The 21,511-nt window shown below is 43.2% G+C and carries 20 protein-coding genes; 10 read left to right on the top strand and 10 right to left on the bottom strand.

What is annotated here, in order from left to right; translation table 11 throughout:
- Positions 1–184 precede the first annotated feature (184 nt).
- Positions 185–1,066 (bottom strand): SDR family oxidoreductase, encoded by an 882-nt coding sequence (locus AC2A4J_RS15840; protein ID WP_484176724.1) that lies wholly within the window; start codon positions 1,064–1,066, stop codon positions 185–187.
- A gap of 95 nt (positions 1,067–1,161) precedes the next feature.
- On the opposite strand from AC2A4J_RS15840, the gene AC2A4J_RS15835 reads away from it, so the two are divergent.
- Complete coding sequence (locus AC2A4J_RS15835) at positions 1,162–1,770, top strand: TetR/AcrR family transcriptional regulator (protein WP_484176723.1); 609 nt, start codon at positions 1,162–1,164, stop codon at positions 1,768–1,770.
- Positions 1,771–1,850: 80 nt separating this feature from the next.
- Here AC2A4J_RS15835 and AC2A4J_RS15830 read toward each other — a convergent pair whose 3' ends face one another.
- Positions 1,851–2,936: a DUF3549 family protein gene (locus AC2A4J_RS15830; protein WP_484176722.1), complete on the bottom strand. Its 1,086-nt coding sequence runs from the start codon at positions 2,934–2,936 to the stop codon at positions 1,851–1,853.
- A gap of 110 nt (positions 2,937–3,046) precedes the next feature.
- Between AC2A4J_RS15830 and AC2A4J_RS15825 the strand changes: the two genes are divergently transcribed.
- The 5 genes from AC2A4J_RS15825 (at position 3,047) to can (ending at position 7,902) form a co-directional block, all read left to right on the top strand.
- Entirely contained in the window at positions 3,047–3,388 is a 342-nt protein-coding gene (locus AC2A4J_RS15825; RefSeq protein ID WP_484176721.1) for a YqcC family protein, read from the top strand.
- A complete protein-coding gene (locus AC2A4J_RS15820; protein WP_484176720.1) occupies positions 3,385–4,248 on the top strand; it encodes a DUF1853 family protein in 864 nt (287 codons plus the stop codon). Before AC2A4J_RS15825 ends, AC2A4J_RS15820 begins: the two co-directional genes overlap by 4 nt.
- Positions 4,249–4,312: 64 nt before the next feature.
- A complete protein-coding gene (locus AC2A4J_RS15815; protein ID WP_484176719.1) occupies positions 4,313–6,292 on the top strand; it encodes a putative bifunctional diguanylate cyclase/phosphodiesterase in 1,980 nt (659 codons plus the stop codon).
- 127 nt (positions 6,293–6,419) lie between these two features.
- A complete protein-coding gene (locus AC2A4J_RS15810) occupies positions 6,420–7,277 on the top strand; it encodes a putative RNA methyltransferase (protein WP_484176718.1) in 858 nt (285 codons plus the stop codon).
- Positions 7,270–7,902, top strand: coding sequence for a carbonate dehydratase (can, locus tag AC2A4J_RS15805; protein ID WP_484176717.1), 633 nt, complete (start codon positions 7,270–7,272; stop codon positions 7,900–7,902). The genes AC2A4J_RS15810 and can overlap by 8 nt, the downstream gene beginning before the upstream one ends.
- A 112-nt stretch (positions 7,903–8,014) precedes the next feature.
- On the opposite strand, the gene AC2A4J_RS15800 is transcribed toward can, so the two are convergent.
- Both AC2A4J_RS15800 and AC2A4J_RS15795 read right to left on the bottom strand, forming a co-directional pair.
- Positions 8,015–8,968, bottom strand: a complete 954-nt coding sequence (locus AC2A4J_RS15800; RefSeq protein WP_255828735.1) for a LysR family transcriptional regulator — start codon at positions 8,966–8,968, stop codon at positions 8,015–8,017.
- Between the two features lie 92 nt (positions 8,969–9,060).
- Positions 9,061–10,245 carry an AGE family epimerase/isomerase gene (locus tag AC2A4J_RS15795; RefSeq protein WP_484176716.1) on the bottom strand — a complete coding sequence of 395 codons (1,185 nt, stop codon included), beginning with the start codon at positions 10,243–10,245 and terminating at the stop codon, positions 9,061–9,063.
- A gap of 154 nt (positions 10,246–10,399) precedes the next feature.
- Here AC2A4J_RS15795 and AC2A4J_RS15790 point away from each other — a divergent pair, with 154 nt between their 5' ends.
- Both AC2A4J_RS15790 and AC2A4J_RS15785 read left to right on the top strand, forming a co-directional pair.
- Positions 10,400–11,614: an ROK family transcriptional regulator gene (locus AC2A4J_RS15790; protein ID WP_484176715.1), complete on the top strand. Its 1,215-nt coding sequence runs from the start codon at positions 10,400–10,402 to the stop codon at positions 11,612–11,614.
- 34 nt (positions 11,615–11,648) lie between these two features.
- Positions 11,649–13,145, top strand: coding sequence for a TyrR/PhhR family helix-turn-helix DNA-binding protein (locus AC2A4J_RS15785; RefSeq protein ID WP_484176714.1), 1,497 nt, complete (start codon positions 11,649–11,651; stop codon positions 13,143–13,145).
- A 53-nt stretch (positions 13,146–13,198) separates the two neighbouring features.
- Here AC2A4J_RS15785 and AC2A4J_RS15780 read toward each other — a convergent pair whose 3' ends face one another.
- From AC2A4J_RS15780 to AC2A4J_RS15765, 4 genes are all read right to left on the bottom strand, one after another.
- A complete protein-coding gene (locus AC2A4J_RS15780) occupies positions 13,199–13,360 on the bottom strand; it encodes a hypothetical protein (protein WP_484176713.1) in 162 nt (53 codons plus the stop codon).
- A 126-nt stretch (positions 13,361–13,486) separates the two neighbouring features.
- Complete coding sequence (locus AC2A4J_RS15775; protein ID WP_484176712.1) at positions 13,487–14,308, bottom strand: HAD-IIB family hydrolase; 822 nt, start codon at positions 14,306–14,308, stop codon at positions 13,487–13,489.
- A 143-nt stretch (positions 14,309–14,451) separates the two neighbouring features.
- A complete protein-coding gene (locus AC2A4J_RS15770; protein WP_484176711.1) occupies positions 14,452–14,802 on the bottom strand; it encodes a HopJ type III effector protein in 351 nt (116 codons plus the stop codon).
- Positions 14,803–14,861: 59 nt separating this feature from the next.
- Positions 14,862–16,055 carry a Bcr/CflA family multidrug efflux MFS transporter gene (locus AC2A4J_RS15765; RefSeq protein ID WP_484176710.1) on the bottom strand — a complete coding sequence of 398 codons (1,194 nt, stop codon included), beginning with the start codon at positions 16,053–16,055 and terminating at the stop codon, positions 14,862–14,864.
- Between the two features lie 303 nt (positions 16,056–16,358).
- Here AC2A4J_RS15765 and AC2A4J_RS15760 point away from each other — a divergent pair, with 303 nt between their 5' ends.
- Positions 16,359–18,242 carry an ABC transporter ATP-binding protein gene (locus AC2A4J_RS15760; RefSeq protein WP_484176709.1) on the top strand — a complete coding sequence of 628 codons (1,884 nt, stop codon included), beginning with the start codon at positions 16,359–16,361 and terminating at the stop codon, positions 18,240–18,242.
- A gap of 41 nt (positions 18,243–18,283) precedes the next feature.
- Positions 18,284–18,613 carry a DMT family transporter gene (locus AC2A4J_RS15755; protein WP_255828743.1) on the top strand — a complete coding sequence of 110 codons (330 nt, stop codon included), beginning with the start codon at positions 18,284–18,286 and terminating at the stop codon, positions 18,611–18,613.
- Positions 18,614–18,713: 100 nt separating this feature from the next.
- Here AC2A4J_RS15755 and AC2A4J_RS15750 read toward each other — a convergent pair whose 3' ends face one another.
- Complete coding sequence (locus AC2A4J_RS15750; RefSeq protein ID WP_484176708.1) at positions 18,714–19,580, bottom strand: ABC transporter substrate-binding protein; 867 nt, start codon at positions 19,578–19,580, stop codon at positions 18,714–18,716.
- Between the two features lie 139 nt (positions 19,581–19,719).
- Positions 19,720–21,477 carry an alpha-amylase family glycosyl hydrolase gene (locus AC2A4J_RS15745; RefSeq protein WP_255828745.1) on the bottom strand — a complete coding sequence of 586 codons (1,758 nt, stop codon included), beginning with the start codon at positions 21,475–21,477 and terminating at the stop codon, positions 19,720–19,722.
- Positions 21,478–21,511 lie beyond the last annotated feature (34 nt).

Here is a 21,511-nt window from a genome sequence, read left to right as displayed (position 1 = left end):
AGCAGGTCACGATAAGGCTTGATGAAGATGGAGTGGCAATAAGCCATTTTTATACATCCTAAAAAAAGAGTCTGCAGCATCTTTAAATTCAGACACTCAGACTCTAATTTATTTCTCAAACACGACATTCACTTGATGTCGGTCTAAAAAGAGGCAAAGTATTGTTTGCCTCTGATGACGAATATTATACGTCAGCGCCACCTAGAACTTTGTCTAGTTGCATTTCTGTCAAAACACGGTCTTGGACAGGTTGTTTAGCGGCGTTAATTTCATCCACTCCCCAAACTAAGCCAACAGGTGTGCGTGTTGGGCGCTTACCAGCAGGCATGTCTGCTAGGGCTAAATAAGCATCTACTACCATTTGTGGATTAGGTGCTTGATCACTCTGCATAAATTTACCGAATTCTTCGAACATGGCGGCAGGGATGTTTGCCAATTCACCGTAGCTGTCCAGTATGTCTGTACGTGATGGTTGTTGTCCTGATGCGCTTAAACCTGTTGGGAATGGGCCAGGTTGTACGATGGCGACATCGATACCGAATGGCGCTACTTCGTAGCGTAAACCTTGAAGGTAGCCTTCTAAAGCATGTTTGGTTGCAGCGTAGGTAGAGAAATACGGAGCAGAAATTTGGCCAACCATGGATGAGGTGTTGATGATAAGGCCAGACTTGGCTTCACGCATCGCAGGTAAAACGGCCAGAATAGTACGCATAGCGCCATAGTAGTTGGTTTCCATTTGCTCGCGAGCTTGGTCAATACTAAATGCTTCTGTAATGCCAAGATACATCACGCCTGCATTGTTAAGTAAAATATCAATTTTGCCTGCTTTATCTAGTACGCTTGCAATGGCTGTTTTGACAGATTCGTCGTTAGTAACATCCATATCAACAACATGGACAGAGTCACTATAGGCTTCTAATTCGGCTTTAACCCCAGCGTTTTTGCCTTCTGGACCGCGCATAGTGGCGAACACTTGATAGCCTTTATCTGCAAAATCTTTTACTGATTTTTGACCAAAGCCACTGCTGCTTCCTGTAATAACGATGCTTTTTTTTGTATTGCTCATTTTTTCTTTCCTATTCGATTTGCTAATTAAGTACCAGTCGGTACAATAAGCGCAAAAGATTAGTATGTCAAATTAAAATACTAGGTGGTATTAAAATGAGTTTAGATTCAATTAAGCCTTCAAGGGGGCGACCAAAGACCCTAGATCGCGATCATATTTTAGATGTGGCAATGGATTCCTATTGGAAAGAGGACATAGGAAGTTTGTCTCTTAATGAAATTTGCAGGAGATCAGGTGTATCGAAGCCAGGTCTTTATCGAGAGTTTTCAAATGAAGATGGCTTGATGAAGGCGGTTCTTATTAGATATCAGGAGCAAGTTTTAAGCCCAGTGCAACTGATGTTAAATAGTGATTCTCCGTTTTGCGTGGCGCTTGATAATCTCGTGTCATTTGCCACTTCGATTAGTTGTAACCATGAGTCTCCAAACGGTTGTCTTTTTATAAAAATGCGTGAATCACGAACGCATCTGGGAGAGGCCACACGAGCACAGGTAGACTTTCTTGAAGAGCAGGGGCTTGCTACTTTTCAAAAATGGGTGGAGCGGTCAAAGGATAAAGGTGATTTTTCTGCCGACATGTCGGCAGAATTTGCGGCTATTTATATTGATTCCCAGCTAAGCAATGCTTCGTCTCTGATAGCGCGCGGTGAAGATCCACAGATGGCTCAGAAAATACTTGTAGCTGCTCTTTCAATATTGAAGTAGGACTATGTTAAAAACCAGAGTCTGGGTTGTTCATTTCAAACGCTCCAGACTCCAATTCCTCTATTTCTAACCTTTCCCAATTACTGCACTGACTTTGGTGTTTGTGTAAATAGGTAACTCACGGCTTGGGCCAGTTGTGGGCTGGCGTGTCCGCTGCGCAGTAATGCCCAAAGTGGTTGTTTGGCTTCTGGGTGTTGGCTGAGTTCGGCGGCGATTTGTTTGAAGGCGATGTAGCCGTCTTCTCGGTGCGCCAATTTTTCCATGATGATACGCAGTAGCTGCGGGTTTTGACCTAGCCAATGGGGGCATTTTGCGGCGAGGGCAGCGATAGGGTGGAGATCATCGTCTTTGCATTCGGTTAGGCTGCCAAGTAAGCCAAACAGTGGCAATAATAGCGTGTCGTTTAAATCGGCTCTTGATAGGGCGCGTAGGTAGCTTGCTTGCATAAGAGCATCTTGCTCGGTTTGTAGTTTCTCAATCAAAGTAGCTTGAAGTTGGCTAGATAGAACTTCATGCTCAAGAGCATGGCATAAAGGGCTAACCACGGGGTTAGCAGCTTGGTGAATGGCTTTTTGAATGAGTGTTTCGTATTTGCTTTCGTCTACTCTGGCGGCAAGTTCGGCAATGCCTTGTAATCCTAGTGTCTGCCAGCTGTCGTCGTCTTCTGTTAGGTCTGATGATAAGTACTTTACTACGTCGTCAAAGTAGTGCGATGGGGCTTTGTGTAGGTTCTTGCCTAAAATGGCGTGTAGGCTTGCCATGCGTTCTTGGTCTGGTTTGAACGCATAAGGGCTGTCTTCAAGGGCTTCTGATAAACCAGCTTCTTCGCCTTTATGGAGTATTTTATCGACGATGCTCTTGATGAAATGGTCACGTGTGCCTAGGTTTAGGCAACCGGCTTCGTCTAGTGGTAATTTAATAAACCAAATCACACCCTGCTCAATGATGTCTTCTTTTTTGGTTTTTTTGCCTTGTTCGCTTCCCATGTTTAATAAGCAGGCTAACCAAGCGTGTTGGCGAAATGGGAATGGGTAGGCTTGTTGCTTGCGGTCGAATTGAACCGCTTGTTGGGGTGTGATTTTGGTAATGTTGCGACCGAGGTCGTAGTAACTTACATCACAACCGACCATATCAAATAAGTCAGACAAAGATTCGATTTTGTTCATGGTAAAGTTTTGGCTCTTGTTGCCGATAAATGGCCTAGTACGTGCCTTTATCGGTATGCTTTAATGTTGAAAGTTGCGCTATCTTACCGTTTTTCATAGGAGAAATCAGGTTGAAAAAAGCCTTTTCTGCCCATCATGTATTGGCCGATTTATTGATGGACTTGCAAATGGCAATGCAAGATTGTGATGTTTGGGAATGTGAGACGCCATCTAACGAGGCGTTACAAAGTTCAGAACCTTTTTGTCTTGATACAATGCGGTTTGAGCAATGGTTGCGCTTTGTGATGATAGAACGGTTTAAGATGATGTTGGCGACGGGGAGTGATTTACCTGTGCGTTGCCATATTTCGCCCATGGCGGAAGAGGCGTTTAATGATAAGCCTCAGTCTAAAGTTCATCATATTGTCACCTGTTTAAATCGTATTGATCGGCATTTAAGTGGTGATTTGTGATTGTTAAGCCGCTTTATCATCCATTAGTCAAAGATCTTGCCTGGCTGGTGGAAGGGCATTATATCGAGCGTGATTTTGATCTGCTGCCTTATTGGGTTGCCGATGTAAATGAGCGTTTGATATTGTTGGACCGTGATCCTGAGCCTCTTGTTGCTGCGATGGCGGCTTGTAAGTCGCACTTTCTTGGTAGCTACTTTGAGACCTTATTTTCCTTTGCGATAGAACATTTGTCGCATTTGAAAATACACTTGGAGCATTTTCAGATTGAAAGTGACGGCAAGACGTTCGGTGAAGTGGATATGCTGGTGGAGACGCCTGATGGTGAGCTTCACCAATTCGAAATTGCTATCAAGTTTTATTTAGAAAGACCGGATCTTTATCCCCATGATTGGATTGGTCCTAACAAAAATGACAGCTTATTAAAAAAGGTTACAAGAGCTCGGGAGCATCAGTTGCAGATCTTGCAAACAGAAGAGGGCTTGTCTGCGATTAGCGAGCTGGCTAAAGGCCGACAGCCTGTTCCCAACTTGTTGATTTTTGGTCGGTTATATTCTGCGTTGAATAGCAAAGAAGACATTAATACTTGGCTTCAAGGCGATGAGCGTGGAGGTTGGATTCGTTTGTCCAGCTTGGATTCACTCATGCCATTTTTTGAGGGCCATTTAAACTTACAAAAGCCTCATTGGTTGTCTGCGCCTAATATAAGTGATAATTTTTCTTTCAATTCTCTGCAATCTGCCTACAATCTCGTAGGCGATTTCCTACTTGATGATCGTCCTCGACATATTTTTCTCATGTCGACTCTTTATAAAATTGATCAAACGCATAAATATGTGTTTATTGTGCCGGACTCATGGTGATAGTTTCGACAGAACTTAGTTTCAAAATGTATCAACTGTATTTTATTAGTAGTACCAAAAACACATGACCGATTTATCTACATTGCTGCATCGTAAAATGCCATTGGCTGCTTGGATTATAGACATAGAACAATGCAGTGTGCCATGGTGTAATAAAGCGGCAGAAGCTCTATTAATGGACTCTTTGAGTGACATTAAATCTGGTCAGCGTGTGATTGGGCCTGAGTTAAAAGATCGCTTGTCTTTGTATTTAGAAGACCTCGATATAGGTGAAAGTCTGCCATTTAAATGGCCATTCGTCGCAAAAGATGCTTCAAAATATAACGTTTGTGGGTCGGTCATTTCTTTAGGTGGTGCGCGTAAAGGTTTGTTAGTTGAAGCACATCCCGTTTCTTCTCCCAGTGCTTTCATTGAAAGCGCTAGTTCTGGTCTTCTTTCACAATTTACGAGTTTATCTTTTGCCGTCTTTGAGCCTTCTGGCGCTTACTTAGAATCCAGTGTGCGTTTTAATGAGCAATTTGGCGAGATAGAGCATGTCAGAGATTTATTTGCTGTATCTGGTGCTGCCAATAGCTTTATTAACCGTTTAGCCAAAAAGGAGTCTTTGTCTCAAGAGATAAGGCTTTCTACAAAGAACGGCGTTCGTTGGCACAAAATAGAAGTGTCTTATCAGTCGACGACCAATGCTGTTTATTTGTTGACTCATGATATTCAAGAAGAGAGAGACCATGAAGTCGCCTTGTATCGGCTTAATAATTACGATGGTTTAACTAACTTACCGAATCGGAACTTGCTGTATCAACAGTTAGAAAGTGCTTTGTTAAATGCTCGCAAGCGCAATCGCCAATTTGGTCTCTTGTATTTAGATTTAGATGGTTTCAAGGTTATTAATGATAACTTTGGACATCGAGTGGGTGATGAGCTTATTCAGCGAGTTGCAGAGCGTATTAAAGACAGTATTCCCTCTGGTGCTTGTTTGTACCGATTAGGTGGCGATGAATTTGTGGTGGTACTGGAAAACACGGATGCCATTGAAGAGCTGGAAAGCATTGCTAAGAGTATCATGCAAAATGCCAGTAATACTTATCCTGTGGCTAAAATGGAAATGATGATTACGGCGAGTATTGGTATCGCAAGTTATCCTCAACATGCTGATGACATTGATAATTTGCTCAAAAACGCTGATGCGGCCATGTATCGAGCCAAATCTATTGGACACAATATGTATTGTGTTTATGAAGATCATATGGCCGAGAATATCAATGCACACCTGACATTAGGTGGTGGTTTGCGAAAGGCGATAGAAGAGGAAGAGTTCATTCTTCATTATCAGCCGAAGATTCAACTTCCAGAAGAAATCGTTGTAGGCGCAGAAGCTTTGATACGCTGGGTTCATCCAGAGCTTGGGATGATCAGCCCAGATCAATTTATACCTTTAGCGGAAGAAAGTGGTTTGATCCTTCCTTTGGGCGAGTGGGTGATTCGTAGAGCTTGTCGCCAGCTACAAGAATGGCGTGAGGCCGGTTTGGATCCTATTAAGTTATCGGTTAATTTATCTAGTCGACAATTTATGCAGGCCGATCTGGTAGATATGGTTCGTCGAGCACTAGAAGAGACGGGCGTGGATCCTGAATACCTTGAGCTTGAATTAACAGAAAGCATGTTAATGGCCGATGCTCAGCAGTCTATCGAAAAACTACATGGCTTCCGTAAGCTAGGGTTAACCTTATCTATTGATGATTTTGGTACGGGGTATTCATCGCTGGCTTACTTGAAAAAATTCCCCATTCAAACGCTAAAAATAGATCGCTCCTTTATTCAAGATTTGGGGCAGGGTTGTGACAATGATGCGATTGTAAAAGCCACGATTGCCATGGCAAATGGTTTGAATTTGAAGGTGATCGCAGAGGGGGTCGAAGAGAGATCGCAAGTTGATGCACTAAATGGCTACGATTGCCAAGAAGTACAAGGCTATTTATTCTCTAAACCTCTATCCAGTAATGATTTTCTTAGTTATTTGAAGGACCATAATCTAAAAAGCTAATGGTTAGACGTGCAAATGAGACATTGAAATAAGAAAGCTTTACGGCTTTGGTTTTTTTCATATTCCGCGAGCGGCTAATAGGTTATTCTCCTTGCTCAAGCGCCAATTAATAAACTATAGGTACACTGTGTCGACGCTCGAAAACCTTTCTTGTCCAATAGATTCTGCATTGCTTACTCGTGAAGAACGGGTCTTAAAGTGCGAACATGGACACACTTATGACCTAGCCAAAACAGGTTACGTTAATCTTCTCCCTGTGCAAAATAAACGCTCGAAAGATCCTGGTGACAGCAAAGAGATGGTTGCCGCACGGCAAGCCTTTTTGAATCAGCAGCACTATTTTCAGATTGTCAGTGCAATTTTATCTTCTTGGCCAAAAGAACAATTAAGCAAGGGTATTCGTATTCTCGATGCGGGCTGTGGCGAAGGCTATTATCTCAGTGAAATTGGCAAGGCTTTACATGATCAAGGTGTCGATGCTGAACGTACGGGTCTTGATATTTCAAAGTGGGCCATTGTCGCGGCGAGTAAGCGTGATAAAGCGGTAAGCTGGTTGGTTGGTAGTAATGCGAGTTTGCCAGCACCAGATAAGCGTTATGATGCGGTATTGTGTTTATTTGGTTTTCCAGTATTTAAAGAGTTTTCTCGCGTGCTTAGCGAAGATGGCTTAATGCTGTTGGTGGAGTCTGGCCCTAATCATCTCATCGAATTACGCAAAATACTTTATCCATCGATTCACGATTATAAGCAAACGTTTTCTGAGGGTGTGGCGGATTTTGAGTTGGTTCTGGAACAGTCAGAGAGCTTTACTTTTACCCTAGATTCGCAAGAAGAAATTCAGCAATTATTAAGTATGACGCCCCATATTCATAAGGCGTCCTACGAAGGTCGAGAAGCGGTTAAGCAGCTCGATTCTATTATCCTCACTGCGGACATTAAGCTTCGCTGGTATCGAAAGAAAATTAAGGAAGTGAATCATGTCTAGCCATTTAGATGACCTTTTTAATAAGAATAGAGAGTGGGCTTCAAAGGTTACCGCTGAAGATCCTGAGTTTTTTTCTACCTTATCCAAGCAGCAACAACCCGAATACCTTTGGATTGGTTGTGCCGATAGCCGAGTTCCAGCGAATCAAATTGTCGACTTATTACCGGGTGAAGTGTTTGTTCACCGCAATATCGCTAACGTTGTGGTGCATACCGATTTAAACTGTTTGTCGGTTATCCAGTTTGCAGTTGATGTGTTGAAAGTGAAACACATTATGGTGGTTGGTCATTATGGATGCGGTGGTATCAAAGCCGCTATGGGCACCGAAGAACACGGTATGATAGACAACTGGTTGCGTCACATTAAAGATGTGTACCGCCTTCACAGAGAAGAATTAGATGCGATAGAAGACGAGCATATTCGCTTTGATCGTATGTGTGAACTCAATGTGGTGGAGCAAGTCGCCAACGTTTGCCAGAGTAGTATCGTTCAAAATGCATGGAAAACAGGTCAAGAATTGCATGTACATGGTTGGTGCTACAGCATAGATAATGGTCATATTACCGACCTGAAAAGAACGGTTTCTAGTGCAGAAGAATCGCTTCAGCAAATAAATAACATGTAAGAAGTTTACCGTGTAAAGCGTCGTATACTTTCTATCAATGCAAAAAAACGAGCCATGAGCTCGTTTTTTTTTGTGTCGCTTTTGCTACGTTGTTTATGGCGTAGCGAGACAGTTATAGATTATTGTTCTCGGCAATTGTGCGAGCGCATCCTGCGATAGTGGAACGCAGCCAGATATGACCTGGGTCGTGCTGCAGTAATGGGCTCCAAAGCATTTTTAATTCCACTGGTGGAATATCAAAAGGTGGCGGAAGCACGACGACGCTGCTGTTATCTTGCATCAAGCGAGTTGCCAATGATGGCAAGGTCGCGATTAGACCAAGTTGTTCTGTGGCGCGCATGGCAACATTGTAGTTTCGAGTGAACAAACGGATATTACGTTTGAAGCCTAAGTCTGCCAGTGAACCGTCTACCCAACCAAGCTTTTGAACTTCTTCTGGTTGAATGCCCACGCCGACACCAAAGCCTGTTTTGCTTACCCAAACGTGTGGTGAGGCAAGGTATGTTTCCAAAGAAAAGTTTCTGGCGATTTCAGAATCTGCCGGAACCAAACAAGAGAAATGGTCGACCCAAACGGATTTTTGGTGGAAGGATTGTGGTAAGACATCGAAGCGGTTGATGACCAAATCGACTTTGCCTTTTTCAACATCGTGAAAGCTCACATCACTTGGATTCATTACATCAAGAATGACGTTTGGTGCTTCGGCTTGAAGTTTTTTCATTAATGGTGGAATTAATGTCGCTTCGGCGTAATCGCTGGCCATAATGCGGAACACACGTGAACTGGATTCGGCTTCAAAGCTTTGCCCTAAGTGTAGAACCTCGTCAACCGATTGTAAGATGCTTTGGACTCGTGGCTGTAACTGAATCGCTAATGCGGTTGGCATCATGCCATCGCTGGTTCTAACCAACAATGGATCGTGGAATAGATCTCTTAAACGTCTTAGTCCATTGCTCATCGCTGGCTGAGTAATGCCTAGCTGATTAGCGGCGTGGGTTACATTTTGCTCCCGTAATAAGGAGTCTAAGTAACGGAGTAAATTGAGATCTATTTTGTCTAACTGCATAAAGGAAGGGGCCCGTGTCCACTAACGTAGGGGCTGCATCATACTCCATTTTAGCTATGAATAGAATGATAGCCCTTACGTTAGTTACGGGATTACTGGGTGAGCTGCTCTATGACTTCATAGCAAGCACCCATGGTGTGGTAGTCGGTTTTGCCAGCAGGGCTTTTGCAGTCATCGAAGGCTTTATTGTCTTGAGTCAGAATTCGAAACCAAGCTCCATATTCATGGTCGATCATATGAGACCAGCTGTATTGCCAAAGCTGCTGATATTTTTCCCAATAATGTTCTTCTTTGGTCATGATGGCTAACATAGCGGCAGCGGCAAAAGATTCGGCTTGTACCCAAAAGTATTTGTCACCGTCACAAACATTGCCTTGTGGATCGTAGCCATAACAAAGGCCGCCGTTGGTCGCATCCCACGATTTTTCCCATGCGGAATTAAACAGTTTTTGAGCCGTTGGAATCAGCCAATCTAGTGGCGAACGTTGGTGGATCAATAGTAGCAATTTGGCCCATTCTGTTTGATGGCCTGGTTGAAATCCCCAAGGGCGAAATAAATGCTTTGGGTCCGCTTTGTTATAGTCCCAATCAACTTGCCAGTCAGTCGTGTAATGTTCCCAGATTTCCCCGCCAGCGAGAGCGGCTTGGCGTAAGCATATATTGCTCGCCAGTGTGATGGCTCGTTCTAGGTAGCGTTTTTCGTTAGTCGCGTCGTAAGCAGCAAGCAGTGCTTCACAGCTATGCATGTTGGCATTCTGCCCACGGTAGGGTGACACAGTTTGCCAATCACTGGATATTTCATCTTTGTATAGGCCAAACTCAGCGTCCCAAAAATGTTGCTCCATGGTGTCAAAGGTCTCTTGAATCCAGGGTTTTGCTTCTTCTACACCCGCTTTATAAGCGGTTGCGTAAGCAAGCATAACAAAAGCAAAGCCATAGCAGTGGTTGGTTTCATCAATATTTTGTTGTTGATTGAGCAGCCATACGTAACCACCATTTTCTCTGTGATGACGATTTCTCAAATAGTTTAAGCCGTGGCGAGTGGCGTCCAAATACTCGGCTTTGCCTTCTGCTTGATACGCTTTTGCGTAATTAAAAACGAAACGAGTACTGCTGACCAGATGACGGGTATCTGTGTCGTAAATATCGCCGTTGTCTTTGAAAAATTGAAAGAAGCCTCCCGCAGGATCAATGCAGTTTGGGTGATAGAATTGCATGGTTGATTGGATGTGGTCTTTTAAAAAAAGGGTGGAGGTAAACTCTGGAAAAGAATGCATGATATCGTCCTTTGCTTTTGCTCTGCGCTATAATACGAGCTTGTTATTTTTGAAAAGATACTTTGCCATTAAGTGGGCAATGTCTTAGAACGTTATTCCATCTTAATAGGTTATATTATTAAATCAATTAGATTTATTAAATAGCGGGAGCTATATGACGTCATCTGGTAGTACTTCGGAACAAAGTCGCATTTACAATGAACGTATTATTCTGCATTTGGTACGGCAGCATCCTGAAATCTCCCGAGTGAAGATTGCTGAACAAACAGGGTTAAGTGCTCAGACGATTTCTGTGATCACGTCCTCTTTGCTCGAAAGACAATTACTGCAAGTGGATGGCAAAGTAAAAGGCCGTCGCGGTCAGCCCTCTATAAAGCTTAGTATCAACAAAAAAGGTGCTTATGGATTGGGTATCAATGTTGATCGCGACCATATCAGTGCCGCTTTGTTAGATTTTAGTGGCGCTTGTGTGCTCTTGTTAGAGCGAATGGTGTCTTTCCCCACAGAAAACTTAGCGAAAAAAATTGCTCAAGATTTAATTGAAGAAGTGAAGGCAACGTTAGGGGAAGACTGGAATAAAGTTCAAGGAATCGGTTTAGCAAGGCCTGACTATATGGATTCTTGGTTAGAAACCTTAGTCACCGATTCAGATCAAAGGGCAGACTTAAATAGCCTAAAAGCCGCTTTGGCTTATTGGCAGTCAGACGCTTTTGAGACTTGGTTAATGGATCTAACTGGCGTGCCATGCTTCTGTGAAAATGATGCCGTTGCAGCGGCGACCAGTGAATTGTTGCTGGCGTCGGTTACTCCTCAGCGGGACTTTTTTTATCTCTTTGTGAGTACGGCTTGTGGCGGCAGCTTTGTTGCCAATGGCGAGTGTTACTCTGGCGCTCATGGAAAAGCAGGCAGTTTTGGGTTAATTCCAACGACAACAGGCAAGCATGGTAAATGGATTCTTGAGGCCTTGTCTGTGTCTTCGCTGCGTCGATTTCTTGCTGATAAGCAAGCTCAGTGGCCGACTAAGGATGATCTGTGGCTTGATTCCGAGTACGCTAAACTTATCCAGCAGTGGGCAAGTGAAGTGGCGTTTGAAGTGACGCCCGCTTTGGCGTCAGTGGTGGCTTTATATGATCCAGAAGCCATTTTGATTGGTGGTCGTTTGCCGTCACCAGTATTGGTCGCGTTAATTGCTTGTATTGAAAATGCGCTAACGGCCCACAGTATGCTGCCTCTGCCGGCGATACGTATTGCTCAAACAGGTCATACGGCTGGTGTCTTGGGGGCTGCGGTATTGCCGCTTTATGGAAGCTTTGCTCCGCAGAAGAATCTATTATTGCTAAGTTCTAAATCCGCCGTTTCCGTCTCTTAAAAAGAGAGTCAAAAAGAAAGCTAAGAGAGAAGTAATGAGATTAGAAATACAATGTGAAGACAGAATAGGTATGGTGCGAGAAGCTCTCGATCTATTTATTCCCCATGGTATCGATATGCGCTTAGTGGAGGTAGATACCAAAAGACGTTGTATTTATTGCGGCTTTTCCGATATTCCTTTTTCAAAGTTACAGCATTTATTGGCGGATATTCGTCGTTTAGACAGTGTTGAAGATGTCAAAACCGTGATGTTTACGCCCTCTGAAAGAGAGCACAACGCTCTCTATACTCTATTAGAAGCCTTACCGGATGGTGTGATTTCGGTTGACCTGAAAGGCAACATCACCATGGTAACTGAGCTTGCTGCAGAAGATTTAAATGTGCCAGTGTTGAATCTGCTGCATAAACCCGTTCAGCAGTTCATTAAAGGAATCAATGTCCCCAAGGACGCGTGGGCGAACCCGCGTGATGGCATGAGTAAGCGCATTCGTATTCGTAACAAAACGTTATTGCTAGAAATGAAGCCGATTTTTGTAAGTGATGACGACGGCATCGCTAACCCTGCGGGCACCGTCATTTATTTGAAATCTAAAACGCGCTTAGACCGACAAACAGAGAGCTTAAAGCAAGCGCCTGATGCAGAAAACTATTTAGAAACCTATTTCCAATCAGCGGTCATGAAAAGCGAGGCAATGAGTCGGACGTTGCTTCAAGCCAAAGCGTTCGTTGAAGTGCCTATGCCTTTATTGGTTCAAGGAGAGGCTGGGACAGGCAAACGAGATTTGATTGACGCCTTGTTTCAGCATTGGCAAAGACGCCAGGGCGACAGAGACGCTCAGTTGCTGATTCGCAATGCGCGCGAGCTGACCAAAGATGATATTACTCAGCTCGATAGGATGTCAGGTTGGTTTGTGATTGAAGATATTGAATGCCTTGATGAACCAGTACAGTTAGATTTGGCCGCTTGGTTGACGCGTCAGCCTGGTGAAAACACCAGTCTTGATAACAATGTTCGTTTAGTCAGTCTGTCTTCGTTAAATCAAGCGGCACTGAGTAATAGCGAGGCGTTAAATAAAGGTCTGTATTTTTCTTTGGCAACATTAGTGTTGTCTATGCCAGCATTGCGAGAGAGAAAAGAAGACATAGAAGGCTTGGTTCAGCAAGTCATTTCAGCTCAAGCTGAGCGTTACCGTTTATCCGTTCCTGCTGTTTCAAAGGGGGCGTTAACGAAACTGGCTTTGTATGCTTGGCCTGGCAATTTGAAAGAGTTACAAAACATCTGCCTACAAACTTTACTAACGACGAAAGGTGAAGAATGGCAAACGAACGATGTTTTATTGCCAGAGAATGAATCTATGACAGATATCGTGCTGATTGATGATTCGTTGGAGGTGACCGTAAAACAATGGGAGGCAGCGCTTTTGAAACGACTCTATCCAAACTTTCCTAGTACAAGGAAATTGGCGAAAGCGGTCAATATGAGCCATAGCGCGATAGCAAATAAACTAAAAGAATACGGCATCAATGCATAAATGCCAGATTAAAAAATCAATCTGGCATTTAGATAGAATGGAGAAAGGGCTATTTAGTATGGACGTCTATGTCGTGGAACTGGACGGCGTACTTCTTCGCGTTCAATCTTGATTGGTTGTAGCTTTGTTTTCGGTTGTGCAGCAGATTTCTGGATATTGGCTACCAAGAAAGCAATTGCTGCGCAGGCAGCGATGAATAACAAAAATTCAAACATGGCATTTCTCCAAACTAATTATTCTTTTAACAATCATGGTTCAAAATGATCGTTGGGTAAAGGCTTAATGTGTTGTCTTTTAGTTAATGGAGGAGGAATTTTGTAAATCAACCCCTAAACATAAGATCACAAGTTGTACCTTTTTCTTAGATACCTAGCGACGCCGTCTTCATCATGATGACCAATGACATCAGTAGCAGCATCCTTTATATGAAGTAATGCGTTGTCCGTTGCAAATGCCTCATCTGAAGCAGAGAACATAGACAGATCATTGTCTCCATCACCAAATACTACCAATCTTTCGGCACCAATTTCTTCTTTTAGTTCCATCAATGCAGAACCTTTACAAACATTGCTGTGGTGGATGTCTAACCAGAATGCGTCAGGATTATAAATACCACCACCTGAATAGGCGGTCAAATGGCTATGTTGTTGACTATCTGAGATGATTTTTTCAATAAACTCAGGTCGTCCCATGGCGCTAATATTGGTGATTTTTGCGCTGTGAGATAGCTCCGTTATAGGGTGAAGGCTCATGTTTTTATGATTCCCCAACTCATTGGCGATGTGGTCGCTCAAATGCCCTGTTAGGGGAGAGTGATAGACTCTGTGTGAGCCATCGTCTTCTAGACAGAATATAAAAGGCGTCACTTGGTGTTCTTCAAAAGAGCTAAGAAGTTCAGATATATGACTTTGTGACAGAAGGTTTCTGTGGCGATAAAGATTTTGTTGAGGATCCCACCATTCAACGCCATTTTTGAATATTTGCCAGTTGGGAAATTCATGGCCTTCGATACAAGGCATCGCAGCAAAATGTGTGCGGCCTGTCGCGACTGTGTAGAAAACCCCTGCGGCTTTTAAGCGTTCAAGAGTATCGAGTGTGTAATCAGATAGACGCTGATGCTTGTTCAGTAGGGTTCCGTCTAGATCAAATGCCACTAATTCCATAACCACCTCATAGTATGCAGTGTGTAGCACTATCGCATTTTCTAAGAGGGAATTTCAACAATTAAGACAAATATTAGGCGGTTTTAGGTTTGGCAGTAAACGCCACAACTTGCAATACATATTGGGTTGCGGCGTTTTTTATATTAGCTATTTTGAACGAGAGCTGTCGTGGTGAAATGAATACCACTCCAGCCATTTTCGATGAATTGACGAATGTTTTGATGATCTGCGGCTTCAGGGTTCTCTAAAACATCAACACGGTAAAAATCGCCAAATAAGTTTAGTGTTTCCACTTCGGTAAGCTGGTGAATAGATCCGAAAGAAAAAATCTTACAAGAGCCATTGTTTTCATTAATGCCATTTGCCTGTTTGCCATTAGTAAACTCGGCAGGTGTGAACTCGTATTCGCGTTCAATCACATCTATCACTTCTTTAAACTGTACTTGCTCAGGTGTGCTTTTGATTTTTTCTATGAGCGTTTGAGTACTTAGCATTGGGACTCCATTTGATATATAAAATGTATTTTTTGAAAATATTGAATTGTAAAAAAGTATTATTGTTCAATGGTCGATTCGGCATATCGAACCGTTACCTTTAAGCAAACAAAAGCAATTATGCCACAAGCAGCAATGGTGCCAAGCATTGGGACAAACGTACCGTTGTGAAGCACACTGATAACGGCACCGCCTAGGGCGCCAAAAGCAAAGCGAGAGGTTCCTGCTAGTGCTGTGACACTGCCGTTGTTGTTGCCAGCGTGTTTCAATGCGCCGGCCATGAATCCACCACCTAAAATCCCCATTGGTCCCATAAATGACATGCTAGCAATGATAATCATCCAAAGCGGTGGACGATCAAAAAAGCTAAGAATAATCATGAAAGCAGAAGACGCTAGGGGAATATAAATGGCGTATTTTGAGAGCACTTCGGTACCAAGTTTTTCCACATAGCGGCCATTAATAGTGGAAGCCAGCATCATAGAAATAACGTTCAAGCCCACTAAGAAACCAAAATTAGCAGGATCAACCCCATATATTTCAATATACACAAAAGAGCAGCCAGTAATAAAACTCATCATGCCAGCAAAATAAAAGGCAGAAGCCACGATATAACCCATTACTGAGCGGTTTTTAATCAAAATAATATAGTTGCGAATGGCGTTACCAAACGAGAAGGGCGTGCGTTTTTCCCTTGGTAATGTCTCTGGAATAGTGCGTAGAAATAACGCGATAGAAATAATGGCTAAAATACCCAGCATGACAAAAATATAGTGCCAATTTAGTATTGTGAGGATAGCACCACCTATAATAGGTGCTGCTAAAGGTGCCAAGGCCATGACTAGCATAATCATTGACATGGCTTTGGCAAATTGGTTAATCGACATGCCATCTTTGACTAACGCTGGAACGCACACAGCAACAGCGGCACCGCCTATGGCTTGAGTTGCACGCCCAACCAGCAACATCTCGTAACTTTGAGTTAATGCGCAAATAAAACTGCCAATCGCAAAAATGATCAAACCGCCAACGATAACTTTGCGGCGACCAATGGCATCTGAAATCGGGCCAAAAAGAATTTGTAGAAAGGCAAATACCAGCAAATAAATACTCAGAGTCATCTGAATAAGGCCAATGTCAGTATCTAGACTTTCAGAAATACTGGGAATACTTGGTAAATAGGCATCGATCGCTAACGGCGTGAGTCCGGCTAAAAGCCCGAGGACGATAACAATAGGGAGTGTGAGTTTCATATAACAACTTAGGTCGATTCGGTTAGTCGGTTTTATCGGATCAATGTTACAAACCCAAAAAAAGCTTAATAGATTATAATCGGTTTACACAGAGTCTTTTTGTTTAATTGTGCAAACACTAAGTAAAACCGAATGGCCCATAATTTGAAAGGAGTATATTTTCTGGTTTTCATTTATGGAACGTGGTTCAATTTCAAAATCATTTCTATACGGCAAAGACACTCTGTTTTTGTCCTGTCTTGCACCCATTGTGGTTTTGTTTTCCAGTGGCGTCGCAGTTAAAAGGTTGAATAAAGGTAAATTATGTTACGTTTTTTTGAAAAATGGGTGCCTGCATACCCAGATACAGAAGCTGCACAAGCGCCAAAAACGCTGTATGCATTTTGTCGTTATTACTCGAAAGGAGTCGAAATACCACTTGTAATAATGTCTGTGTTAACCGCGGCCATTGCCATTTTGGAAGTCACCTTGTTCAGCTTCATGGGGCAATTGGTTGACTGGCTGATTAACAAGAACCCAGAGACCTTTTTTGCAGAAGAAAGTAAGCATTTATTGTTGATGTCATTAATGATTCTAGTGCTCATGCCATTAGTGACATTTTTACATTCGGCTATTATTCATCAAACGCTTTTGGGTAATTACCCGATGCGTATTCGTTGGTTGTCGCACCATTATATTTTACGCCAAAGTATGTCTTTCTTTCAGGATGAATTTGCTGGCCGTATTTCGACTAAGGTGATGCAAACCTCTCTTGCTGTACGCGAAACTGTGATGAAATTGCTTGATGTGTTGGTTTATATCGGCGTGTATTTCATCTCTATGGTGGTGCTGATTGCCAAAGCTGATTATCGCCTAATGATTCCAATGCTTGGCTGGTTGGTTTGCTATGTTTTACTGCAAATGTATTTTGTTCCTAAGCTGAAAAAGGTCTCTGCTGATCAAGCCGATGCGCGCTCAACCATGACCGGCCGAGTGGTCGACAGCTACAGTAATATTTCGACGGTGAAGCTTTTTTCTCACCATCAAAGAGAAGCCGATTACGCCAAAGACGGCATGGATGGCTTCTTACAAACGGTTTATAAACAAATGCGCTTGGTCACCATGCTTAATGTAGGCGTGCAAACCTGTAATTACATTTTGGCATTTTCGGTGGCGGCATTATCTATTTGGTTATGGACTGGCAGTATTATTAGTGTTGGTGCGATCGCAATTGCGGTGAGTTTAGCGCTGAGACTTAATGGTATGTCTCAGTGGATCATGTGGGAAATCAGTGCTTTATTTGAAAATATTGGCATGGTGAATGACGGCATGAAAACCCTTTCTCGTCCTATAGAAATAGAGGACGAGCCAAATGCGCCAGCGCTTTCTGTTCCTAATGGCTTTATTGAATACGACGCAGTGAATTTCCATTATGGCAAGCAAGACAGCAAGGTGATTGAAAACCTAGTCTTGTCGATTAAAGCCGGCGAAAAAGTCGGTCTAGTTGGTCGCTCAGGTGCGGGGAAATCCACCATTGTGAATTTGCTAATGCGTTTTCATGATATCGAATCGGGTCAAATCCGCATTGATGGTCAAGACATCAGCGGTGTTAAGCAAGACTCGCTGCGAGGGCAAATCGGCATGGTGACGCAAGATACGTCTTTGCTGCATAGAACGGTTCGTGAAAACTTGCTTTACGGTCGACCTGATGCGACAGAAGAAGAAATGATTGCCGCAGCGAAACAAGCCGAAGCCCATGATTTCATTCAAGACCTAACCGATCCATTCGGCAATGCTGGCTATGATGCCATGGTGGGTGAGCGTGGTATCAAACTGTCTGGTGGTCAGCGTCAGCGTATCGCGATCGCCCGAGTGTTACTGAAAGATGCGCCTTTGCTGATTTTAGACGAAGCGACATCCGCCTTGGATTCTGAAGTAGAAGCCGCGATACAGGAAAGTTTGTACAAATTGATGCAAGGTAAAACGGTTATTGCCATTGCTCACCGCCTATCGACGATCGCCGCAATGGATCGCCTGATTGTTTTGGATAAAGGCAATATTGTAGAGCAGGGTAGCCATGAAGAGTTGATTCAGCATAAAGGCATCTACGCTTCGCTTTGGGCACACCAGACCGGTGGCTTCTTAGCTGAGGACATAGACCTAGAAGACATTGATATTGAAGATGTTGAATTGGAAGGCGCTAAATAAAAACCGGTTCCGTTCGGAGTCGACAATTTGGGGAATGGCTTATGACGTATTTTATTTTGTTTCTCGCCATATTGGCGGAAGTGATTGCAACCACTGCGTTAAAAGCGTCTGAGTCTTTCACTAAATTGGTCCCAAGTGTTGTGCTGGTGATAGGTTATGGAGTGTCTTTTTACTTGCTAACTATTGTTATGCGATCTATGCCGACAGGGGTGACATACGCCATTTGGTCTGGGTTAGGGATAGTGTTGATCTCGGTGTTTGGCTATCTCTTTGCTAACGAAAAACTTGATCTAGCAGCGTGTATTGGTATGTCTTTGATTATCGCTGGTGTGGTGGTTATTAATGTTTTTTCTAAAACCGTGAGCCACTGAATAAAAACGCAAAAGCGGAAAACTGAAAGTATAAAAATCCCTCGTTGATGATGTCAGCGAGGGATTTTTTTGTATTTGGAATTGTCAGTTAGGCTAATTATTACAGCCCTTCAGCGATTTCTTTCACTTGCATGCGCACACTTTGCAAACCATTACCGGATAAGTACCAAAGTTGAGGCGATAAATAAGTGACTTTAATAGAGCTGGCACCTTGAGCGGCAAGGTCTGCTTTTAATGTATTTATGTCGAGCGCTTCGTTTGTATTGCCAATTGCTTTGCTGCGGTCAACGATAAATAAGGCGGTTGGGTTTGTTTCAGCGATATCACTAACGGTAAGCGGTGTGAACGTTCGAATGCCGCGTTTATGGGATTTTACATGAGCTGGGATTTTTGCGGTTTTTAACCCTAAAAGCTGGCTGCTAATGGCGTCTTCTCTTAAGCCTAAAGAGCCATTGTTATGAGTCACGACCAAAACGGTTGCATCTTTATTTAGTCTTTTCTTTGTGGATTCTATATTGCTTTTTAAATCAGCAAGGGCGTTTTTTGCTTTGTCTTGCACATGAAATAGAGTGGCAATGGAGGTGACGTTGTCACTAAGATCATGCCAATAGTTCTCACCAGAAATGTTCACCTGTTTTACTGCACTAATGGCTGCCAGCTTATCTTTTTGGCCTGCTTGGCGGCCGGTAATGATAATAAGGTCTGGGTTGACTGTATTTAGAGTCGCTAAGTCTGGTGACTTTAAACCACCAATGTCGGCATAGCGCGCATCGTTAAACTGCTGTAAATATTTAGGGATGACTTGTTTAGGAACGCCTGCGACTTGGTTTTCTAGCCCTAGCTCTGTCATGGTGTCTAAGCTGCCTAGGTCAAAGATAGCAGCGGTGGGTAACCTTGTTTCAGCCGTTGATAGTTGGCTAAATGCCAGCAAAGTTCCTATGGCTAATATTTGTTTTAACTTTGTCATCTTCACAATTACCTATCTATGAGTCTTAAAATAAAATAACCATTACCAATTATTGATAATGGTTACCATTCTCTCACTTTTGTCGGTAAGTGTTGGCACTAAAACGAGATACGATACGTTGCTAAACCTGAAACAGGTTTTAGCTGTTTTTAATTTTCCCTCTTTTATTTGCCAGCCATACAAACTGATAGGGCATTAGGGTGATCTTGCCTAAATGGTCTTCGTACACTTGTTCTGATACTAAATCTGTCCAATCATCGGTAGCGATTAGGTTCAGTTCAGACAAATTAAAGCTTTGTGGTTGATCCGTCATATTGTAGACCGCAAATAGGCTTTGGCGTCTGTCTAAGCTTTGGCGCCAGAAGGCAAACAGGTTTTCGCCCATGTGCAAAACGTACTGCGTGGCATTTGGGTGGAAAGCGGGTTGAGCACGACGAATTTGCGTCAGTTTAGTAACGCTTTGGAAGACTTTTTGATGATGAGTCGGTGTGTTTAACACATGCTCTAAATCTTCCATGTCCCAAATATGACGGTTAATTGAGCGGAAGTGACCAGTGTTGTCCACTCTTTCTAAATCGTTTTCTGTGCCAAATAAGCTATGTATATAAAAAGCGGGCACACCTTCTAGTGCCATCATGACGCCAGCAGCACATAAAAAGCGAGCGAACTGCCATTTGTCTGGACCATGTTGTGCTGAGCCAGATAATGCATTCCATAGACTGATATTAATTTCATACGGTTTGGCTTCACCTTGTGGCGTGGTGCGTGAGCTTATTTTGCCGCCAAAGCGTTTCATGGTATTAATCAGTGTTTCCAGCTCCCATTCAGACAGCAAGCCTTCTGTCGGACGTAATCCAATGCCATCATGTGAGGCGATAAAGTTTAAGTAGGTCGTCCCTTGCTGAGCCGGTGTCATGCTCATTAACCATTGTTTTAAGTGATTGCTGTTTCCCGTTACCAAACTGTTAATAAGCAGAGGCGGCAAGGAAAAGTTGTAAATCAAGTGGGCTTCGTTGGCATTACCGAAATAGGTTAGGTTTTCCTGGTTCGGTATGTTGGTTTCGGTGATGATCACAGATTCTGGGGCGTAATGTTCAATCATCAATCGCAATAAGCGAATCATTTCATGGGTCTGTGGCAAGTTGATACAAGAGGTGCCAGGGATTTTCCAAAGAAACGCCACCGCGTCCAAGCGAAACCATCGAATGCCTTTTTCAAGGTACAAACGAATAATGCGCAGAAACTCTAAAAGAACAGCAGGGTTCTCAAAATTCAAATCCACCTGATCATGACTGAAAGTACACCAAACGTGTTTCTCACCGTTTTTCGTTTGTACTTCTCGTAACAGCGGCGAGGTTCTAGGGCGAACCACCGCGCTTAGATCTGCGTTTGGGTCCGCTTCGTAAAAGAAGCTTGCCCCAGGTTCAACGCCTGCTTTGTAATTTTCGAACCACATGCTTCGGCTTGAACAATGGTTGATGACTAGGTCACCCATGACTTTAAAGTCTTTGGAAAGATTCACCACGTCAGCCCAGCGACCGCAGGATGGATTGACGGTGGTGTAATCCATCACACTAAAACCATCATCTGAGCTATACGGAAAAAAGGGCAGTAGGTGAACGGCGGAAATACAATCTGACAATTTGCTTTTAACGAACTTATGCAAAGTCTCCAAAGGCGCTTCTTCTTTTCTACGCAAGGTGTCCGCATAGGTAATAAGCATAATGTCAGATTGGTCCCATAAGTTTCTATGGGGGCGAGGAGACTCCGTTGACGGATCTAGATTAAATGTGGCTAAGCACTTTGAAGCCAAATCCTTATTGTCCAAGCTTGGGTAAATGACTTGCAAATGAGCGATTAAGCGCTGTTCTAGATGCGACAAAGGAGCGTTTTCCATGTTTATCTACCTGTCTTTTTTAATGATTGAAAAG

This window comes from Marinomonas sp. ATLA20 (genome assembly GCF_057180105.1).
Note: the sequence above shows the minus strand (reverse complement) of the source record. Positions and strands in the feature narration are given on the sequence as shown.

Coding starts and splice junctions, on each gene's coding strand:
- AC2A4J_RS15790 (WP_484176715.1), top strand. CDS start 10,400: ATGACGTCATCTGGTAGTACTTCGGAACAAAGTCGCATTTACAATGAA.
- AC2A4J_RS15770 (WP_484176711.1), bottom strand. CDS start 14,802: ATGCTAAGTACTCAAACGCTCATAGAAAAAATCAAAAGCACACCTGAG.
- AC2A4J_RS15765 (WP_484176710.1), bottom strand. CDS start 16,055: ATGAAACTCACACTCCCTATTGTTATCGTCCTCGGGCTTTTAGCCGGA.
- AC2A4J_RS15785 (WP_484176714.1), top strand. CDS start 11,649: ATGAGATTAGAAATACAATGTGAAGACAGAATAGGTATGGTGCGAGAA.
- AC2A4J_RS15745 (WP_255828745.1), bottom strand. CDS start 21,477: ATGGAAAACGCTCCTTTGTCGCATCTAGAACAGCGCTTAATCGCTCAT.
- AC2A4J_RS15760 (WP_484176709.1), top strand. CDS start 16,359: ATGTTACGTTTTTTTGAAAAATGGGTGCCTGCATACCCAGATACAGAA.
- AC2A4J_RS15815 (WP_484176719.1), top strand. CDS start 4,313: ATGACCGATTTATCTACATTGCTGCATCGTAAAATGCCATTGGCTGCT.
- AC2A4J_RS15840 (WP_484176724.1), bottom strand. CDS start 1,066: ATGAGCAATACAAAAAAAAGCATCGTTATTACAGGAAGCAGCAGTGGC.
- AC2A4J_RS15755 (WP_255828743.1), top strand. CDS start 18,284: ATGACGTATTTTATTTTGTTTCTCGCCATATTGGCGGAAGTGATTGCA.
- AC2A4J_RS15750 (WP_484176708.1), bottom strand. CDS start 19,580: ATGACAAAGTTAAAACAAATATTAGCCATAGGAACTTTGCTGGCATTT.
- AC2A4J_RS15775 (WP_484176712.1), bottom strand. CDS start 14,308: ATGGAATTAGTGGCATTTGATCTAGACGGAACCCTACTGAACAAGCAT.
- AC2A4J_RS15800 (WP_255828735.1), bottom strand. CDS start 8,968: ATGCAGTTAGACAAAATAGATCTCAATTTACTCCGTTACTTAGACTCC.
- AC2A4J_RS15830 (WP_484176722.1), bottom strand. CDS start 2,936: ATGAACAAAATCGAATCTTTGTCTGACTTATTTGATATGGTCGGTTGT.
- can (WP_484176717.1), top strand. CDS start 7,270: ATGTCTAGCCATTTAGATGACCTTTTTAATAAGAATAGAGAGTGGGCT.
- AC2A4J_RS15795 (WP_484176716.1), bottom strand. CDS start 10,245: ATGCATTCTTTTCCAGAGTTTACCTCCACCCTTTTTTTAAAAGACCAC.
- AC2A4J_RS15835 (WP_484176723.1), top strand. CDS start 1,162: ATGAGTTTAGATTCAATTAAGCCTTCAAGGGGGCGACCAAAGACCCTA.
- AC2A4J_RS15780 (WP_484176713.1), bottom strand. CDS start 13,360: ATGTTTGAATTTTTGTTATTCATCGCTGCCTGCGCAGCAATTGCTTTC.